This is a genomic window from Acinetobacter sp. H1(2024), assembly GCF_046557555.1.
GTDB lineage: Bacteria > Pseudomonadota > Gammaproteobacteria > Pseudomonadales > Moraxellaceae > Acinetobacter > Acinetobacter seifertii.
This window is the reverse complement of the sequence record NZ_JBKGFO010000001.1, coordinates 584,616-601,303: the sequence shown is the minus strand read 5'-3', so window position 1 is coordinate 601,303 and position 16,688 is coordinate 584,616. Positions and strand designations below refer to the sequence as shown.

The 16,688-nt window shown below is 37.4% G+C and carries 17 protein-coding genes; 6 read left to right on the top strand and 11 right to left on the bottom strand.

Features of this window, described 5'->3' with window-relative positions:
* Positions 1–301 precede the first annotated feature (301 nt).
* Both ACLCEG_RS02860 and ACLCEG_RS02855 read right to left on the bottom strand, forming a co-directional pair.
* Entirely contained in the window at positions 302–1,609 is a 1,308-nt protein-coding gene (locus ACLCEG_RS02860) for a dicarboxylate/amino acid:cation symporter (protein WP_004702190.1), read from the bottom strand.
* A 466-nt stretch (positions 1,610–2,075) separates the two neighbouring features.
* A complete protein-coding gene (locus tag ACLCEG_RS02855) occupies positions 2,076–3,506 on the bottom strand; it encodes a pyridoxal phosphate-dependent aminotransferase (protein ID WP_410565604.1) in 1,431 nt (476 codons plus the stop codon).
* A 240-nt stretch (positions 3,507–3,746) separates the two neighbouring features.
* On the opposite strand from ACLCEG_RS02855, the gene msrB reads away from it, so the two are divergent.
* The 4 genes from msrB to ACLCEG_RS02835 all read left to right on the top strand — a co-directional run bounded on the left by msrB (position 3,747) and on the right by ACLCEG_RS02835 (position 6,190).
* A complete protein-coding gene (gene msrB, locus ACLCEG_RS02850) occupies positions 3,747–4,166 on the top strand; it encodes a peptide-methionine (R)-S-oxide reductase MsrB (protein WP_004702186.1) in 420 nt (139 codons plus the stop codon).
* A complete protein-coding gene (locus ACLCEG_RS02845; protein ID WP_004702185.1) occupies positions 4,163–4,648 on the top strand; it encodes a glutathione peroxidase in 486 nt (161 codons plus the stop codon). The genes msrB and ACLCEG_RS02845 overlap by 4 nt, the downstream gene beginning before the upstream one ends.
* On the top strand, positions 4,648–5,493 hold the full coding sequence (locus ACLCEG_RS02840) for an AraC family transcriptional regulator (protein ID WP_410566543.1): 846 nt from the start codon (positions 4,648–4,650) through the stop codon (positions 5,491–5,493). The genes ACLCEG_RS02845 and ACLCEG_RS02840 overlap by 1 nt, the downstream gene beginning before the upstream one ends.
* Before the next feature lie 64 nt (positions 5,494–5,557).
* Positions 5,558–6,190 carry a LysE family translocator gene (locus ACLCEG_RS02835; protein WP_410565601.1) on the top strand — a complete coding sequence of 211 codons (633 nt, stop codon included), beginning with the start codon at positions 5,558–5,560 and terminating at the stop codon, positions 6,188–6,190.
* A 60-nt stretch (positions 6,191–6,250) separates the two neighbouring features.
* Here ACLCEG_RS02835 and dapC read toward each other — a convergent pair whose 3' ends face one another.
* The 6 genes from dapC to ACLCEG_RS02805 all read right to left on the bottom strand — a co-directional run bounded on the left by dapC (position 6,251) and on the right by ACLCEG_RS02805 (position 13,042).
* Positions 6,251–7,420: a succinyldiaminopimelate transaminase gene (dapC, locus tag ACLCEG_RS02830; protein WP_410566541.1), complete on the bottom strand. Its 1,170-nt coding sequence runs from the start codon at positions 7,418–7,420 to the stop codon at positions 6,251–6,253.
* Between the two features lie 25 nt (positions 7,421–7,445).
* Positions 7,446–10,109: a [protein-PII] uridylyltransferase gene (gene glnD, locus ACLCEG_RS02825; RefSeq protein ID WP_191011312.1), complete on the bottom strand. Its 2,664-nt coding sequence runs from the start codon at positions 10,107–10,109 to the stop codon at positions 7,446–7,448.
* Positions 10,110–10,136: 27 nt separating this feature from the next.
* The gene (gene purT / locus ACLCEG_RS02820; RefSeq protein WP_410565597.1) at positions 10,137–11,354 is read right to left on the bottom strand and encodes a formate-dependent phosphoribosylglycinamide formyltransferase; all 1,218 of its coding nucleotides are present in this window, start codon (positions 11,352–11,354) and stop codon (positions 10,137–10,139) included.
* A gap of 102 nt (positions 11,355–11,456) precedes the next feature.
* Complete coding sequence (locus tag ACLCEG_RS02815) at positions 11,457–11,846, bottom strand: tautomerase family protein (RefSeq protein ID WP_410565594.1); 390 nt, start codon at positions 11,844–11,846, stop codon at positions 11,457–11,459.
* A 130-nt stretch (positions 11,847–11,976) separates the two neighbouring features.
* Positions 11,977–12,318 carry an L-valine transporter subunit YgaH gene (gene ygaH, locus ACLCEG_RS02810; RefSeq protein WP_004702171.1) on the bottom strand — a complete coding sequence of 114 codons (342 nt, stop codon included), beginning with the start codon at positions 12,316–12,318 and terminating at the stop codon, positions 11,977–11,979.
* A gap of 1 nt (position 12,319) precedes the next feature.
* Positions 12,320–13,042 (bottom strand): AzlC family ABC transporter permease, encoded by a 723-nt coding sequence (locus ACLCEG_RS02805; RefSeq protein WP_019458924.1) that lies wholly within the window; start codon positions 13,040–13,042, stop codon positions 12,320–12,322.
* A 119-nt stretch (positions 13,043–13,161) separates the two neighbouring features.
* Here ACLCEG_RS02805 and ACLCEG_RS02800 point away from each other — a divergent pair, with 119 nt between their 5' ends.
* Positions 13,162–13,629: a hypothetical protein gene (locus tag ACLCEG_RS02800; protein ID WP_025465257.1), complete on the top strand. Its 468-nt coding sequence runs from the start codon at positions 13,162–13,164 to the stop codon at positions 13,627–13,629.
* A 62-nt stretch (positions 13,630–13,691) separates the two neighbouring features.
* Here the strand turns inward: ACLCEG_RS02800 and ACLCEG_RS02795 are convergent, their stop codons facing one another.
* A complete protein-coding gene (locus ACLCEG_RS02795; protein ID WP_410565590.1) occupies positions 13,692–13,988 on the bottom strand; it encodes a hypothetical protein in 297 nt (98 codons plus the stop codon).
* 171 nt (positions 13,989–14,159) lie between these two features.
* Positions 14,160–14,867 carry a Crp/Fnr family transcriptional regulator gene (locus ACLCEG_RS02790; protein WP_410565587.1) on the bottom strand — a complete coding sequence of 236 codons (708 nt, stop codon included), beginning with the start codon at positions 14,865–14,867 and terminating at the stop codon, positions 14,160–14,162.
* A gap of 92 nt (positions 14,868–14,959) precedes the next feature.
* Here ACLCEG_RS02790 and ACLCEG_RS02785 point away from each other — a divergent pair, with 92 nt between their 5' ends.
* Entirely contained in the window at positions 14,960–15,484 is a 525-nt protein-coding gene (locus ACLCEG_RS02785) for a DUF962 domain-containing protein (protein WP_200002375.1), read from the top strand.
* Positions 15,485–15,525: 41 nt separating this feature from the next.
* Here ACLCEG_RS02785 and ychF read toward each other — a convergent pair whose 3' ends face one another.
* Positions 15,526–16,617, bottom strand: a complete 1,092-nt coding sequence (ychF, locus tag ACLCEG_RS02780; protein ID WP_004642544.1) for a redox-regulated ATPase YchF — start codon at positions 16,615–16,617, stop codon at positions 15,526–15,528.
* Positions 16,618–16,688: the final 71 nt, after the last annotated feature.

Genomic DNA, 16,688 nt, shown 5'->3' with positions numbered 1-16,688 from the left:
TAGGCAAACTCAATAATAAATTCAGTTGTTTAATGAAAATAATGAATTTAAAAGTGTATTAAAAAATAAGCATTTGATCTGAATTTTTAAAAAAATAAAATTTGATTGATTGGTTTGTATTCTATTTTTAAGGTTTGTTCTTAATAATTTTAATAGTGATTGGAATCTAATTTTTCTACCTTTATTTAATATGAAAATACTAGTAAGTTTCTACTGTTAAATTTTAGAGCAAAAAAAAGAGCAATTTTATAAGGTCATATAAAATTGCTCTGAAATTGGGAGAGTGGGAGAAAATATAGACTTAAGCAGTCGTTTGTTCTTGAGTCGATTTAATTAATACTGTTTCTGGTAATTCTTCAGTATCAGCTACTTTTTCACCTTCAAGTTTAGCCACTACAGCTGTTGCAATACTATTACCGACTACATTTGTTGCAGTACGGCCCATATCAAGGAATTGGTCAATTCCGAGCAGTAATAAAATGCCGGCTTCAGGTAAATGGAACATGGTTAGTGTTGCAGAAATTACGACAATAGAAGCTCTTGAAACACCAGCAATACCTTTACTTGTCACCATAAGAGTCAACAAAATCAAGATTTGTTGAGTAAAGCTAAGGTCAATATGGTAGGCCTGTGCAATAAAGAGTACTGCAAAGGTGGTGTACATCATTGAACCATCTAGGTTAAATGAATAACCCAAAGGTAAAACGAAGCTTGTCACTTTCTTTGGTACACCAAATTTATTTAGGGCATCCATAACTTTTGGATAAGCTGATTCGCTCGAAGCTGTAGCAAAAGCAAGGGTTACAGGTTCACGAATTAATTTGCCTAAACGGAAGATATCCTTTTTGAGTACGATCGCACCTACCGAGAATAAAATAACCCAGAGTAATAAAAGGCCGAAGTAGAACTCTGCAATTAAAATACCGTAGTCAACAATTAAGCCTAAGCCTTGTACAGTAATTGCAGATGCAATTGCTGCAAAAACTGCGACAGGTGCAAATTTCATGACGTAATCAGTGATACGGAACATGATTTTGCTAAGTTCTTCGGTCAAGCGAATAATAACCGAGTCTTGTTCTTTGCCTTGATTAACAAAAGCTAAAGCTGAGCCAAAGAAAATCGCAAAAACAAGTACTTGTAAAATGTCATTATTAGCCATCGCCTCAGCAATACTGCGCGGGAATACGTGGCTTATAAATGACTGTAGTGTAAAGCCAGTAGTCGCTGGGAGAGAAGCGCTACTGAGTTCTTGAGCTGTCGGTAATACTAAATTTAGTGCTGCGCCAGGTTGGAAAAAATTGGCTAAGCCCATACCGATGGCTAGTGAGACAAAGGAAGCAGTAATGAACCAAGTCATTGACTTGAGTGTAATGCTACCAATTGAAGTCGATTTACCCATTGAAACAATGCCAGAAACAATTGTGGCAAATACCAATGGAGCAATAATCATTTTGATAAGACGTAAAAATATATCTGTGATGATATTAAAATAAGAAGCGATTTGCTTCAGTTGATCACCTTCATTAAAGAAGTGGTGACAGATCCAACCCGTCAATACTCCGAATAAAATGGCAACCACAATATACTTGAGCAATTTCTTTTGCTTCATATGAACCTCTATCCTTTGGGTTCAATCATCTTTTAGATGGGCTAGAGATGATTGAAAAGCTTTCCTTGTAAGTTCGGTTCGATCCTTTAACTGATTTCATCTTCCTAAATCTGCATCAGTGTTAACCGAATCGAATATGATGATGTTGTTATGGAAAGGGATTGTTGCTCTATTTTGAAGCAGTGTGAAATGCAAAAAAATATCAACTCATGCATTTTTTGCATAACAGCTAAAATGGAAAATGAGGGAAATTATAATAATTTAATCGAATGGTAAAAAATATGAGTTTATTTTTAATTGGGAACTAATATAAATTAAATTTATTAAAAATTAATGAAAATCAAAATATTGTGTCAGTTTTTAATGATATTTAAATTGGGTCTTATGTATTTTTAAATATATGCATGGATCATATAAAAATGAAAAAGGCATCTAATTTAAGATGCCTTTTTGATTATGCATTTTTTTAACGGCGATTGGCTAAGAAACGACCTAAACGACCAATTGCTTCACGTAATTCATTTTCTGCTGGTAAGAAAACAACACGGAAATGGTCTGGAGTTGGCCAGTTAAAGCCTGTTCCTTGCACTAAAAGTACTTTTTCGGCACGAAGTAAATCTAACATTAACTTTTCATCGTCTTCGATTGGGTAAATATTAGGATCAAGTCGTGGGAAGCAATACATTGCACCTTCTGGTTTAACACAGCTTACACCTGGGATTTCATTTAACATTTCCCAAGCGATATTACGCTGTTCATAGAGGCGGCCACCCGGGCGGATTAGGTCATTAATAGACTGATAACCACCAAGGGCAGTTTGGATTGCATATTGGGCTTGTACGTTTGCGCATAGACGCATAGACGCCAACATATCTAAGCCTTCAATATAATCTGCTGCACAGCTTTTATCACCTGTAATTGCCATCCATCCTGAACGGAAACCCGCAATACGATAAGCTTTTGATAAACCATTGAATGAAATACATAGCTGATCGCCAGCTAAAGAAGCAACTGAAACGTGCTCAATTCCGTCATAAACAATTTTGTCGTAAATTTCGTCAGCAAATAGAATGAGATCGTATTTCTTGGCAAGAGCCACAATTTGTTCAAGCACGTGGCGCGGATATACTGAACCAGTTGGATTATTTGGGTTAATAATCACAATACCACGTGTATTTGAAGTAATTTTACTTTCAATGTCAGCAATATCTGGATACCAGCTATTTTCTTCATCACATTTATAGTGAATGGCAGTACCACCCGAAAGATTAACGGCTGCTGTCCAAAGCGGATAATCTGGCATTGGAATTAGCATTTCATCGCCATCATCAAGTAAGCCTTGCATCGCCATTACAATGAGTTCAGATACGCCGTTACCAATATACACGTCATTTACGTGCATATTTAGGATACCTTTTTGTTGGTAGTACTGACAGATCGCTTTACGTGCTGGAAAGATACCTTTCGAATCAACATAGCCAATTGCATTTGGTAGGTTTAAAGCAACGTCATTAATAATTTCTTGTGGTGCTTCAAAACCAAATGGAGCAGGGTTGCCAATATTTAGCTTAATGATTTTATGTCCTTGCTCTTCCATTTCATTGGCGGCTCGTAATACAGGTCCGCGAATGTCATAGCAAACATGCTCAAGCTTCGATGATTTCTTAATTTCCCGAGAAGTTGGCATGGATTGGAGAGTAGCAGTATTTTTAGACATAGCTGGATTCACTTTTGCATATCGGTATAAATAACTTTTAAATGTTTTAACTGTTACCAAATTTAGATCATGTTGATCTTTTAGTAATTCAACAATTCTTTCGTGGGTAAAACCCGATTGCTGATACTGTTTGATAACTGGTAATAGTTGCTGGAAAAGCACACTTTTTTTCTGAGACATGTTTTGTCCTATACAACCGTGCCAAATAAGAATAGCACCATCTTTGCTTCCTTGAAAGGAGATAATATATAATTTTGCTTACTTTTGTTTTTGTTATTTGCTTACTTTTTGCTTACTGTTACTTAGATGATTAAATTCCAACAAATTTTACGTTCAGAGACTAGTGTTTTTTTGACGAATGGCGTAAATATAAAACACGATTATCAATTTATGTTTACATCAGAATAAAAGGTGCATGTCATGGGAAAAGTTAATAAAACAGACCGGGAATGGCAAAGAGAGTTATCACCAGAAGAATATCGGATAACACGACAAAAGGGCACTGAACCAGCTTTTACGGGGCAATACTGGAACACTAAGCAACATGGTACCTATGTTTGTCGTTGCTGTGGCGCTGAATTGTTCTCGTCAGATGCAAAATACGATAGCGGTTGCGGTTGGCCAAGTTTCTTTCGTCCAGTGAATGGAACAGTAATTGAAGAACATGAAGATTTAACGCATGGTATGGTCAGAACAGAAATTGTTTGTCATGATTGCGAAGCTCATCTTGGGCATGTTTTTGAAGATGGACCACAGCCGACAGGTTTGCGCTATTGTGTGAACTCGGCATCATTACAACTTAAAACACAAGAAAAAAATGACGAGGAAACTTATCCATGAGTAACATTTATCAGTTTGAAGCTGAATTGTTAGAAGGTGATATTAAGCAATTTGCTGATTACAAAGGTAAAGTTTTATTAATTGTAAATACCGCCAGTAAATGTGGTTTTACTCCACAGTTTGCGGGTCTCGAAAAACTTTATGAAAAATATAAAGATCAAGGTTTAGAAGTTTTAGGTTTTCCCTGCAACCAGTTTGGTGGGCAAGATCCAGGAAATAATAAAGAGATTGGGGCTTTCTGCCAGCGAAACTATGGGGTTAAGTTCCCTATGTTTGCGAAAGTCGATGTAAAAGGGCCTGAAGCGCATGTAATTTTTAGATATTTAACACGTGAAGCTAAAGGGATTTTAGGCAGTAGTACAATTAAATGGAACTTTACCAAGTTTCTGGTCGGTAAAGATGGTTCAGTTTTGAATCGTTATGCACCTACGACTAAACCTGAAGCTTTAGAAGCTGATATTGAAAAAGCATTAGCAGGCTAATTAATTTAATGAATGCTGTTCCTCAAACTTTCGAGTTTTGGCAAGATCGGCGAATGCCTTATGTTGAAACTCGAAAGTCGTGTCGTAGCCGGACATGTTATAAGTCTCATAGCCATCCAACATTTTCAATTGGTGCGGTAGACGAGGGGAATAGCATTTTTCAAAGTTCTTTTGGCACTGCTCAAGAGATCTCGGCGGGTACTTTAGTTATTGTACCTGCCCATATTGAACATTCTTGTAACCCTAAGCCAAATGAGGCTTGGAGTTATCAAATGTTGCATCTGGATATAATGTGGTTAAGTCAGTTGTATTCTGAATTTCAACAGCAAGGCTTTGATTTGCATCTACCTCAACATAAGCCTCTCATCATAAGGGATGAAACTTTCTATAAAGCTTTTACTGAAATGAATGATGCGCTTTTTGATGAACAAAAGCTAATTCTTGAAAAGGAACAATCACTTCTTGATTGTCTTATGGGCTTGTTGTTGCCGCATTTCATTTTAGAAGAAATACAAAAACCGCAGTACTTATATAAAGATTTTCTAGATTTAGTTGAGGCCGTTACTTCTTCTGAGAGTTTTATTTCCCTTGAAGAACTTGCACAGCAGGTTGGCCTGAGTCGTTATGCAATCATTCGGCTATTTAAAGCAAATGTCGGTCTAACTCCACATGCATTTCAAATTAATTTAAAGATTAACCAAGCTCGAGAACTCCTTAAACAGGGGATTTCACTCGTAGAGCTGGCTGTTAATTTAGGCTTTAGTGATCAAAGTCATTTTCATAAAGCATTTAAAGCCCATACAGGAGTTACTCCTCGACAGTTTCAACTTGCAGTCGCGCAATAATTTACAAGAAATAATAAGTTCCTATTTTTAAGATTTACCATACTGTTTTATAGATGAAGCTGTTATGGACGTTTTTTTAGTTATTGCATTTACTCATTTTTTAGCACTGTTATCACCAGGACCAGATTTCTTTCTTATTCTCACGAGCCTTTTGCAAAAAGGACGCCATTATACTTATGGGGTTATTTTAGGAATCACTTTAGGTAATGCATTAATTTTAGCCGCGTGTTTGTTTGGTTTTATGTTGCTTGGAGATTTGAGTAGTGGCCTCCTTACACTTTTTAAATGGTTTGGTGCGGCTTATCTGGCATATTTGAGTTTTCTTTGCTTTAACGCTGCTAGAGCAAGTGATTTATCATTCTCGACTGAAGAAAACAATTTAATTGATCAAGCCAATATTAAGCAGAACAAAATTAAAAGTTTAATGTTAGGTGTGCAGTCTAGTCTTCTAAATCCAAAAAATATTATGTTTTATAGTAGTTTGATGCTGCTTGTTCAATATAAGTTCAGTTTAATTCAAAAACTGCTCATGAGTACATGGATGGTTGGTGTTGTTCTTGTTTGGAATATTTTGCTGGTTGGATTACTTGCTCAGGGGCGGGTTTTAGAAAAAATCAAGCGTTCTGCGACAGGTTTGTACTATTGTTCTAGTATTGCTTTTATTATTTTTGCTGTGCTTTTGATTACATATAAATAGTGTATAGCCCAGTTGTATAGTCTTAATCGTTAAAAGACTATACAACTGGTAAGAAAAGACTTAAAGAATCGCTTTTAAGCGTTTAACTACTTCCTCACATTGTGCTAAATCTGCCACTAAAGCCATGCGTACATGGTTAGCTCCTGGGTTACCTTGCTCAGTATCACGAGATAAATAGCGACCCGGTAAAACTTTAATATGTGCTTTTTCCATCAGCATTTTGGCAAAAGTTTCATCATTATCTACTTTTAACCAGTAGTAAAAACCAGCATCCGGTTTTTGTAATGGCAATAAATGGCCTAGCTCAGATTGGAATAAGTCAAATTTTGCACGATACTGTTTACGGTTTTCTTCAACATGGTCTTCATCATTCCATGCTGCAATTGAAGCAAGCTGGTGTTGTACTGGCATTGCCGCACCGTGATAGGTACGATATTGCAAATATGGTTTTAATAAATCAGCATCACCAGCTACAAAACCTGAACGTAGACCCGGTAAGTTAGAACGCTTTGAAAGTGAGTGGAATACGATACAGTTTTTGTAGTCATCTCGTCCAAGTTCAGCACAAACTTCTAATAAACCTGTAGGCGCTTGGTCAAACCAAAGTTCTGAGTAGCATTCATCAGAAGCAATCACAAAATTATATTGATCTGATAAAGCAATCAGCTTTTTAAATTGCTCTTTAGAAAGCACTGTACCTGTTGGATTACCCGGAGTACATACAAAAAGAAGGGCTGTCTTTTCCCACACTTCGGCTGGCACAGCATCAAAATCGCCTAAGTAACCGTTTTCTTCTGTGCAATTAATGAAATATGGCTTTGCACCTGCAAGTAACGCTGCACCTTCATAAATTTGATAAAACGGGTTAGGCATTACCACATATGGTGCATCTTCACGATTAATCAAAGCTTGAACAAAAGAGAAAATCCCTTCACGCGTACCAGACACTGGCAAAATGTGGTTTTCAGCGCTAAGACTGTTAAGTTTAAAACGCTGAGTTAACCAGTTTGCAATGCTTTGGCGAAGTTCAGGTAAGCCTTTGCTGTTTGGATAAGTTGATAGATGGTTAAAGTTATCAATAATAGCCTGTTTAACAAACTCTGGTGCTGGGTGCTTAGGTTCACCAATTGATAGAGGAATCAAAGGGAGATTAGCAGGAGTAGTATCCTTAAAAAGCTGGTTTAACTTTTCAAACGGATACGGATGTAATAACGACAAGCTAGAGTTCATTAAACAGTTACCAAGTAGTTGAGTTTCAGTGCTGACAAATTTGATTAGACGCTTCATCTAATGCAGCTTTCAGTTTTTCCGAGAAGAGTTTGACCTCTTCATGATTTAGCGGTTTTCCATCTTTTTTGGTGACAAAGAAAATATCTTCTGCACGTTCACCTAAAGTTGCGATTCGAGCTGAATGGATGTCTAAACCTTGCATCATAAATAAACCACCTACACGTGCAAGTAGGCCAGGATGGTCAAGTGTTGAAATTTCGACCATGTTCTGCTGTAAAGCTTCATTTAATGTTACGTCGACTGTATTTTCAATATCAAAGTGACGCAATTGACGCGGAATACGGCGTTGCATGAGTCCCGGATATTGATCTGGTTGGCTAAGTGCCTTCACTAATGCAGTTTTAACGGTTTCTTCACGTTCAGGATCAGTCAGCAATGTACCAAAACGATCAAGTACAACATAGGTATCTAAACTAAATGCAGTAATTGCTGTGATAATTTTTGCATCTTGAACGTCTAAATTCATGCGATCTAACACTGCAACTGTGGTCGCAAACAGGTTTGGCTGATCACGTGTATAAATAAAGATTTGAACGGCATCTTGAGCAGCTTTACGATGAGCACGTAAAAGTACTAATGGTTCAGGATTATCACCGTGTTTTAAAATTGCTTGTGTATGCCAGGCAATTTCATCGGCAGATTCTTTAATGAAGTATTCATCACCAAGTTCTTGCCATACCTTTTCGACATCTGCCAATGCGAAGTTATTTACCAGTAATTCACTTGCTGCAAATTTGGTATCTTCAATCAGCATTTGGTAGTCAACAGGGCGGCCTAAGCCAGTACGAATTACATCACGAGCATGCGTATAAAGTTGACGCATGAGGGATGCGCGCCATGTGTTCCAAAGTTTTGGATTTGTCGCATTAATATCCGCCACCGTTAAAGTGTACAGATAATCGAGATGTTCCATATCGCCAAGTTTTTCTGCAAAATCTTTTACGACATCAGGATCAGAAATATCTTTTTTCTGCGCTGTCAAAGACATGAGTAAATGGTTTTGAATAAGCCATGCGATTAATTTACATTCACGCTCTGTAAATCCGTGTGCTCGGCCAAACTCAATCGCATCTTCGGCACCAAGTTCACTATGGTCACCACCACGACCTTTGGCGATGTCATGGAATAATGCCGCTATAAAGACGATATCTTGGCGAGCAAGACGCTGAAAAACTGAACTGACCACAGGGAACTCTTTAGCGAATTCAGGTTCTCTAAATCGGTTTAAGTTACGTAGTAATAATAATGTGTGGGCATCAACTGTATAGATATGGAACAGGTCATATTGCATAAGCCCCATAATTTGCCCAAAAGCGGGAATATAGTTTCCTAAAACACCATAACGCTTCATCGCAACCAATGTATCGTATAGGCGATACGGTGAGCGAATAATTGACATAAACAGCGCTTGGTTTTCTGGGTTATTACGGTAACTTTGGTTAATTCTTTTCGCTGCAAGAATCAGTAAACGCAAAGTACGAGCACGAATACCTTCGATATCTGGTCGATTCGCTAAAATATAGAACAACTCTAAAATAGCGCTTGGATGTTCTGCGAATATTTTATGATGTTGTACGGCAAGTTTGTTATCGACAATTTTAAAATGATCATTAATCACTTCAATTTTGCGTTCGTAGTTGGGGAGTCGAGGTGTAATGACAGACTCACTAAAATACGCGAGTAACATTTCATTGAGTGTCGAAACCTGTTGCGCAGTACGGTAGTAGCGCTTCATGAACTGCTCAACACCATAATTGACAGGTTGGCCTTCTTGACGCACATATCCAAACTTTGCTGCAATTTCCCTTTGGTGGTCAAAGAGTAGACGGTTTTCATCACGTTTGGCTAAACGGTGTAAATGGTGACGAATTTCCCAAAGGAAACTTTCAGCTTCTTCTAGAACGGCTAATTCAAATTCTGAAATGAATCCTAAATGTACTAAATCATAGATACGGTTTACGCGGAAATGACGTTTAGCAATCCAACCGATCTGATTAATATCACGAATACCACCCGGAGCATTTTTTATATCAGGCTCTAAGTTACTTTCTGTGTTGTTATGTTGATGGTAGCGCTTGGCTTGTTCTGCCATTTTCGCATCATAAAAGGTTTTATCTGTCCAAGTCTGAGAGACAATACGACGAGGCCATTTTGCAAGCTGAGTATTACCGGTAATTAAACGGGCTTCAATGAGTGTGGTTGCAACTGTTAAATCAGTAGCGGCTTGCTCAACACAGCTTTGAATAGTTCGAACACTAATACCAGGTTTAAAGTTTCCAACATCCCATAATGAAGAAATAAAGGTAGAAATTCGCTTTTCATTTTCTTCAGTAATTTCATGTTCTGACAAAATCATGATATCGACGTCGGAATAGGGCAACATTTCACGGCGTCCATAACCACCTACAGCGAAAAGGCCTAGACCTGTCTGATCCAGTTCAGCATGTTTCCATAAAAAGATCAGCGCTTCATCAACTAAATCTGAACGTGCTTTAATGATTTCACGAATAGATTGCCCATTTTCATATGAATCCTGCAACTGCTTTTCTACATCCGTTCGCCATTGATTAATGGCTTTAATATCATGATGACTTGAGACGTAGTTCAACAGTGGCGATGTATTGATCATGAAAATGGGTCTACCAATAAATAAAAATTAAGAGTTTGTTTGAACGATTACTTGATCAGCGGTTTCTTTCGCTAAAGTACGGGCAAGATCAGTATTTTCAGCACGAGCAGTTGCAACACCCATGCGACGTCGTTTGAAGCCTTCTGGTTTACCAAACAAACGTAAGTCTGTGTCTGGATGAGCTAAAGCTACATTCAGATTGCTATAACTTAAATTGTTGGCATCTACTCCAGCATAAATTACGGCACTTGCAGCAACACTGTGGCGTGCTGTGTTTACAGGTAAACCTAAGATTGCACGTGCATGTAATTCAAATTCACTTTGATACTGAGATGCTAAAGTCACAAGACCAGTATCGTGTGGGCGAGGTGAGACTTCACTGAACCAAACTTTGTCACCTTTAATAAATAGTTCTACACCAAAAATACCACAGCCACCAAGTGCTGTTGTCACTTTATTTGCAATACGTTTTGCTTCTTCAAGTGCTGCAGGAGTCATGGGTTGAGGCTGCCAACTTTCTACATAATCGCCTGCATCTTGACGGTGACCAATCGGGTCACAGTAGTGAGTTTCAATTTCACTAGTTTCAGGGTTTTTAGCACGCACCGTGAGTAACGTAATTTCAAAATCAAAATCAATTTGAGATTCAATAATGACTGTGCCTTGGTTAACACGGCCACCTTGCATCGCATATTCCCAAGCCGCATCAACTTCATCAAAACTTTTTACACGAGACTGGCCTTTGCCAGAAGAAGACATGACTGGTTTTACAAAATTAGGATAACCAATGTCATCACAAGCAGCACGGAAGCTTTCTAAAGAGTCAGCAAAGCGATAAGCCGAAGTAGGCAAACCAAGCTCTTCAGCCGCAAGACGGCGAATACCTTCACGGTTCATGGTCAGGTTTACTGCTTTAGCAGAAGGAATGACAGTAGCGGTTTGATTTGCTTCAATTTCAAGCAAAACCTCGGTTGCAATTGCTTCAATTTCTGGAACAATTAAATTCGGTTTAACTTTTTCAATGAGTTGTTTTAATTGAGTTGGATCAGCCATGTTTAACACATAAGAAAAATGTGCAACTTGCATAGCTGGTGCGTGATCATAACGGTCGGCTGCATGTACTTCAACACCAAGGCGTTGTAAGGAAATTACAACTTCTTTACCAAGCTCTCCTGAACCTAACAATAAAACTTTAAATGCAGAAGATTGAAGTGGGGTACCGAGTGTCACGCTCATGCGAATCATCCTGACAAAATTATTTTTTTAAGCATAGCAGAACTTATGGTGGAGTTAAGCCTTATCACACATAAAAAAATGAATTTTGTCAGACAATGATGCAGATAATTTTTAAACGTTAACCTGATAGTTTAGACGCATTTCATCTGCATTTTGACCACGGATGCCCCAATTCTCTTTAGGTGTTTCAAAAATAGTGATTTCAATATCTTGTGGGGTAATTTTGCAATACTGTTCAATATTACGAAATAAAGTTTGAATGAGTCTTTTCTTCGCTTCAGTACTTCTGCCAGCAAACATTGAAAGTTCAATAATGATGTAGCGTTGGCTTCGATCTGAAGGATAGATAAAGTTTTCCGGTTTGAGACTCATAAAGCGTTGAAATCTTTTCTCGACAGGATATTTCAACTCTTCAATAAGAGCCTGATGAATAGCATGAGAAAGCAATTCTCGATACTGCATGATGGTTTGTTCATTTGCATAAATTTTAACTTGTGACATTTTTATCTCTAATCGCTAGATGGTGTTATCTTTTAATAAATTTAAAAAAATGAGTTTTTCATGCTAGAAGCTATTACTATTAATCACTTCTAGCCTTTATATATTATATAAGGATGATCAGTTTATCTATTTATAAAGGTAAATATGTGTAGATCAAACCATAAACGAGTGCAGCAGTTAAAGTCGCTGGAACAATTTTCTTAAATTTAAAATAAAGAGCTGCTAAAACTATAAAACCCATAAACATTGCGAAGCTCTTGTTGGGAGTTTCAAGTAAAGGGGGGAGAGTTGCAACTACAAGCATGGCGCTAATGGCAGAGATACCAATACTCCCTAAAGCAATTTTTATCCAGACAGAGCCACGTTTTTGATGAGTACCTTGTAGTTTTTGTATAACGAAGAACGGGCCAAAACGTGAAGCAAAATTGGCAATACCGACAATAATGCCGACCAATATAATTTCTAAGTTCATATTAGGCTTCAACCTCTTCATGCTGTTTCAGCACATAGTGTTTAAATAAACCAGCTAAAATGCCTGAAAAAATACCAATAAAAATAGCTGCTGATAAGTTAATCCAATAACATGCCAAGGCTGAAACAACTAAAGATACTGCAACGACTAAAGTATGTTTGCGCTCAAAAGCTGCGAGCAAAAAGCTTAAAAATAAAGCGGGTAGTAAAAAGTCTAAAGCTGCTTGTAAAAATTTTGGAAGATGGGCGACTTGATCTGCAAATAAGCCACCTAACAATGAACCAGTTGCCCAAGACATCCAGCTGAACAGACTTAAGCCTAACATCCAAGATTCAGACCACTGCTGTTTACGTTGCGAAAGTTGAATCATTCCACTGGCAAAAACTTCATCTGTAAGCCCCCAAGCCCAAACAGCCGTTTTTTTTAGATTTAATTTATTGGGAATTAAGTTATACAGTGCTGGACCATAGAGTACATGGCGAATATCTAGTGCAATGACTGTTAGCGCCGTTAACCAAATAGATGAACCACTAGCCAAAAGCGCAACCACAAGAAATTGGCTTGCACCAGCATACATTGAACAAGAAAGAAAAAATGCTTCCCAAGGACTGAAACCAAATTGAGATGCAGAAACGCCAAAGGCAAAAGAAACAGGTAAATAGGTGAGTACGATGGCTTGGCTATCTTTGGCACCTTGCCAAAAAGTTGCTTTTTGAGCAGCCATCTGTTGTTGATTCGACACGATACACCTTGGCTGTAAAACAATTATAAAAACTTGAAAGATTGAGTATTGTAGCCGAATTTAATAGCATAGTGCCGAAATGTTTAATTCGGCAGTTTGATATGTTCAAATCAAAGACTCGTTTAGTTTATATCGCCATCCTGAGTGCAAGCGCATTTATATTGCAGGGTTGTGATGATGGACATAACCCAGATAAAAAAGTTGAAATTAAACCAGCGCCGAAATTAACCAATGATGCAACAGTCTATGCGAAAAAGGCATGGACATTAATTAACTCTGTTGACCCTTTAGTTTATGGAAAACAGCTTAATCAGATAAATGATAAGGTTCGCAAACCACTACGTCAGCTGAGTACGGACTGGCGTATTAACGTAAAAATGACAGATTCGGTAACTGAAGGAAAATATGCACTTTGCCGAAAAGCCTTAACTAGTCTAGATGTATGGGCACGAGAAACACTGGAAAATGAAAAAACAGTTGCTCAAAAACAAACAGACTACGAACGTGATAAACAGCAGTGTAAGGAAGCAATTGATAACCCAAATTTGGGAAATACATCTCCGAAATAATGGTAATAATAAAAAAAGCGAGATTTAGAATCTCGCTTTTTTAACACATAAATTAATATTAATTATGGTTTCTTAGCAGTGTTTGCAGTTTTTACAGCATCTTGTTTCATTTGATGAGTAGCTTGATTTGCTTCTTGTTTAGCGTTAGTCGCGCTAGTCATAGCAGCATGTTTCTTCTCATTCATATCTTTCTTAGCTTCTTTTTTAGCAGTCGTTTTGCCGCTTATAGCAACACATTTACCGCCTTTATGATGTGGTCCAGTTCCTCCTTGGAGTTGAGTTCCTTTTGGACATGCAAATGCCGAAACACTTAACATTGCCAATACGCCAGCTGTAAGAATTGTTGATAATTTTTTCATGTTAATCAGCGCCTTGTTGAGTATTATTGCTCAGTTCGAGTGTAAGATGAAAAATTCTGTTTTGGAATATTTATTTTGTGAAATAGAGTTTGAACAATGTTTTATTTTGCAGTGTTATCTAATTTTTTAATTTAATTTTAAGTTTTTATTATATAGATTTTTTTAATCTATTTAACTAGTAGATTTTGCGATTAAATTTAACTTTTCTATGTCTAAAATTTCAATTTTTCTGAACGCAATTTTAATAATATTCTGCTTTTCTAATAAGTTTAACTCATGATTAACAGTCTGTCTTGAGGTAGTGAGCATATTTGCTAATTGTTCTTGAGAAATATGAATTTGTCTTTCTTGTATAAGAATGTGATTACCATAACCTTCCAAAATAAACAAAAGACGTTGAGCAAGTCTTTGAGAAATACTGCGTGTTTGTATAGCAATCTGTTCTAAAAAAACATATCTGAGTTTTTGACTGGTTAAACGGGCAAAGTAGTACCAATAATATGGATTGTCTTTGAGTAATTCATTTAATGGATTTGCTGGAATCTGTAAAACCGTACTTTTTTTCAAGGCAATGGCATCATGTGAACGCGGTTCATGGTCAATCAGGGATATTTCTCCAAACCACATAATTGGCTCAGCAATTGCAGAAAGAGCTTCATTACCATTTACATCGACATAACCCAAGCTAATTGAGCCTTCAAGTACAGTGTAAATGCCATCAAAGATATCTTGAGCGCGGAACACATAACTATTTTTTTCAAAAGTAATTTGCTTACCATGTTCTAAAATAAAATTTTGGAATGCTTCTGGAAGCACACTAAACCATGTATTTTCCTTAAGTCGATTAATATAAATAAGATCCAATATCAGTCCATCCATGAAAAAAATCATTACTTTGTCAAATAGCTGACAACTTTAAATTTTCCGTATTTGTACAGTATGACTATATGTAGATGAATAGGGAATCACTCATGACAAATCTGGAGCAACAGCTTAGCAAATATGCTGCTTATCATTTAAACCATCAAAATATTTTGACGCATTTTGTTGGTATTCCACTTATTGTATTTTCAATTTTATGTTTAACAGCGAGAGTTGGGATCGATATAAGTAGTTTCAAATTTACTTTCGCTATGGTGTTGATTGCAGTTAGTACGATCTATTACTTCATTTTAGATAAAGTATTTGGTTTACTCATGCTGATTATTTTAGTCGCTGTGTATCCATTGGCAAGCCAAATTGCCGAGCTTTCTTTAGGACAATGGTTAGCGGCAAGTATTGGTTTCTTTGTAGTGGGTTGGGTCTTTCAGTTTGTTGGACATTATTTCGAAAAGAAAAAACCTGCCTTTGTTGATGATGTGATTGGACTTGCGATAGGGCCGTTATTTGTATTGGCAGAATTTATATTTATGCTGGGTTTTAGAAAGCCTTTGCATGCGCGTATTTTACAAGAGGCTCGTAGTAAACGAGAGACAATGGATTTAAATCATTCATAATAAAAAAAGCCCCAATATATTGGGGCTTTTTTAGCTTTAACTTAAACGTTAAAACGGAAGTGCATTACATCGCCGTCTTGAACAACGTAAGTTTTACCTTCTAAACGCCATTTACCAGCTTCTTTAGCGCCGTTCTCACCGTTGTATTGTACAAAGTCATCGTATGCAACAACTTCAGCACGGATAAAGCCTTTTTCAAAGTCAGTATGAATCACACCAGCTGCTTGAGGAGCGGTTGCACCAACTTTTACTGTCCAAGCACGTACTTCTTGTACACCAGCAGTGAAATAAGTTTGTAAACCTAAAAGCGCATAACCGGCACGAATAACCACGTTTAAGCCTGGTTCTTCCATACCCATTGCTTCTAAAAATTCAGCACGATCTTCATCTTCTAATAATGAAATTTCAGCTTCAATCTGGTTGCAAAGAGGAACAACGATAGCGTTTTCTTCAGCCGCAAGTTTTTTAACTGCGTCTAAGTGTGGGTTGTTTTCAAAACCATCTTCTGCAACGTTTGCAATATACATGGTTGGTTTTAAAGTCATTAAACCAAAACCACGAACTAATTTACGTTCGTCATCAGACAAATCAGCTGCGCGAGCTGGCTTACCTTCGTCAAGTAAAGGTTGGATTTTTTCTAAAACTGCTTTAGTTGCTACAGCTTCTTTGTCACCGCCTTTAGCAACTTTAGTTAAGCGTAAAATTGCTTTAGCAACAGTTTCAAGATCAGCAAGCGCAAGTTCAGTATTAATCGTTGCGATGTCGTCTAATGGATCAATTTTACCATTTACGTGAATTACGTTTTCATCTTCGAAACAACGTACAACATGAGCAATCGCATCAGTTTCACGGATGTTAGCAAGGAACTGGTTACCTAAGCCTTCACCTTTTGATGCACCAGCAACAAGACCTGCAATGTCCACAAATTCCATTGTAGTTGGCAAAATACGCTGTGGTTTAACAATCGCAGCAAGTTTGTCTAAACGTGGATCTGGTACAGGAACAATACCTGTGTTTGGTTCAATGGTACAGAAAGGGAAGTTTTCCGCTGCAATCGCTGCTTTCGTTAATGCATTGAAAAGGGTAGATTTCCCTACGTTTGGCAGACCAACAATACCGCAATTAAAACCCATGAAAACCACTCACAAATGTGTAAATTAAAAATTGTCGCTGATTTTACATGAAAGCCATGACAAAGTCATGG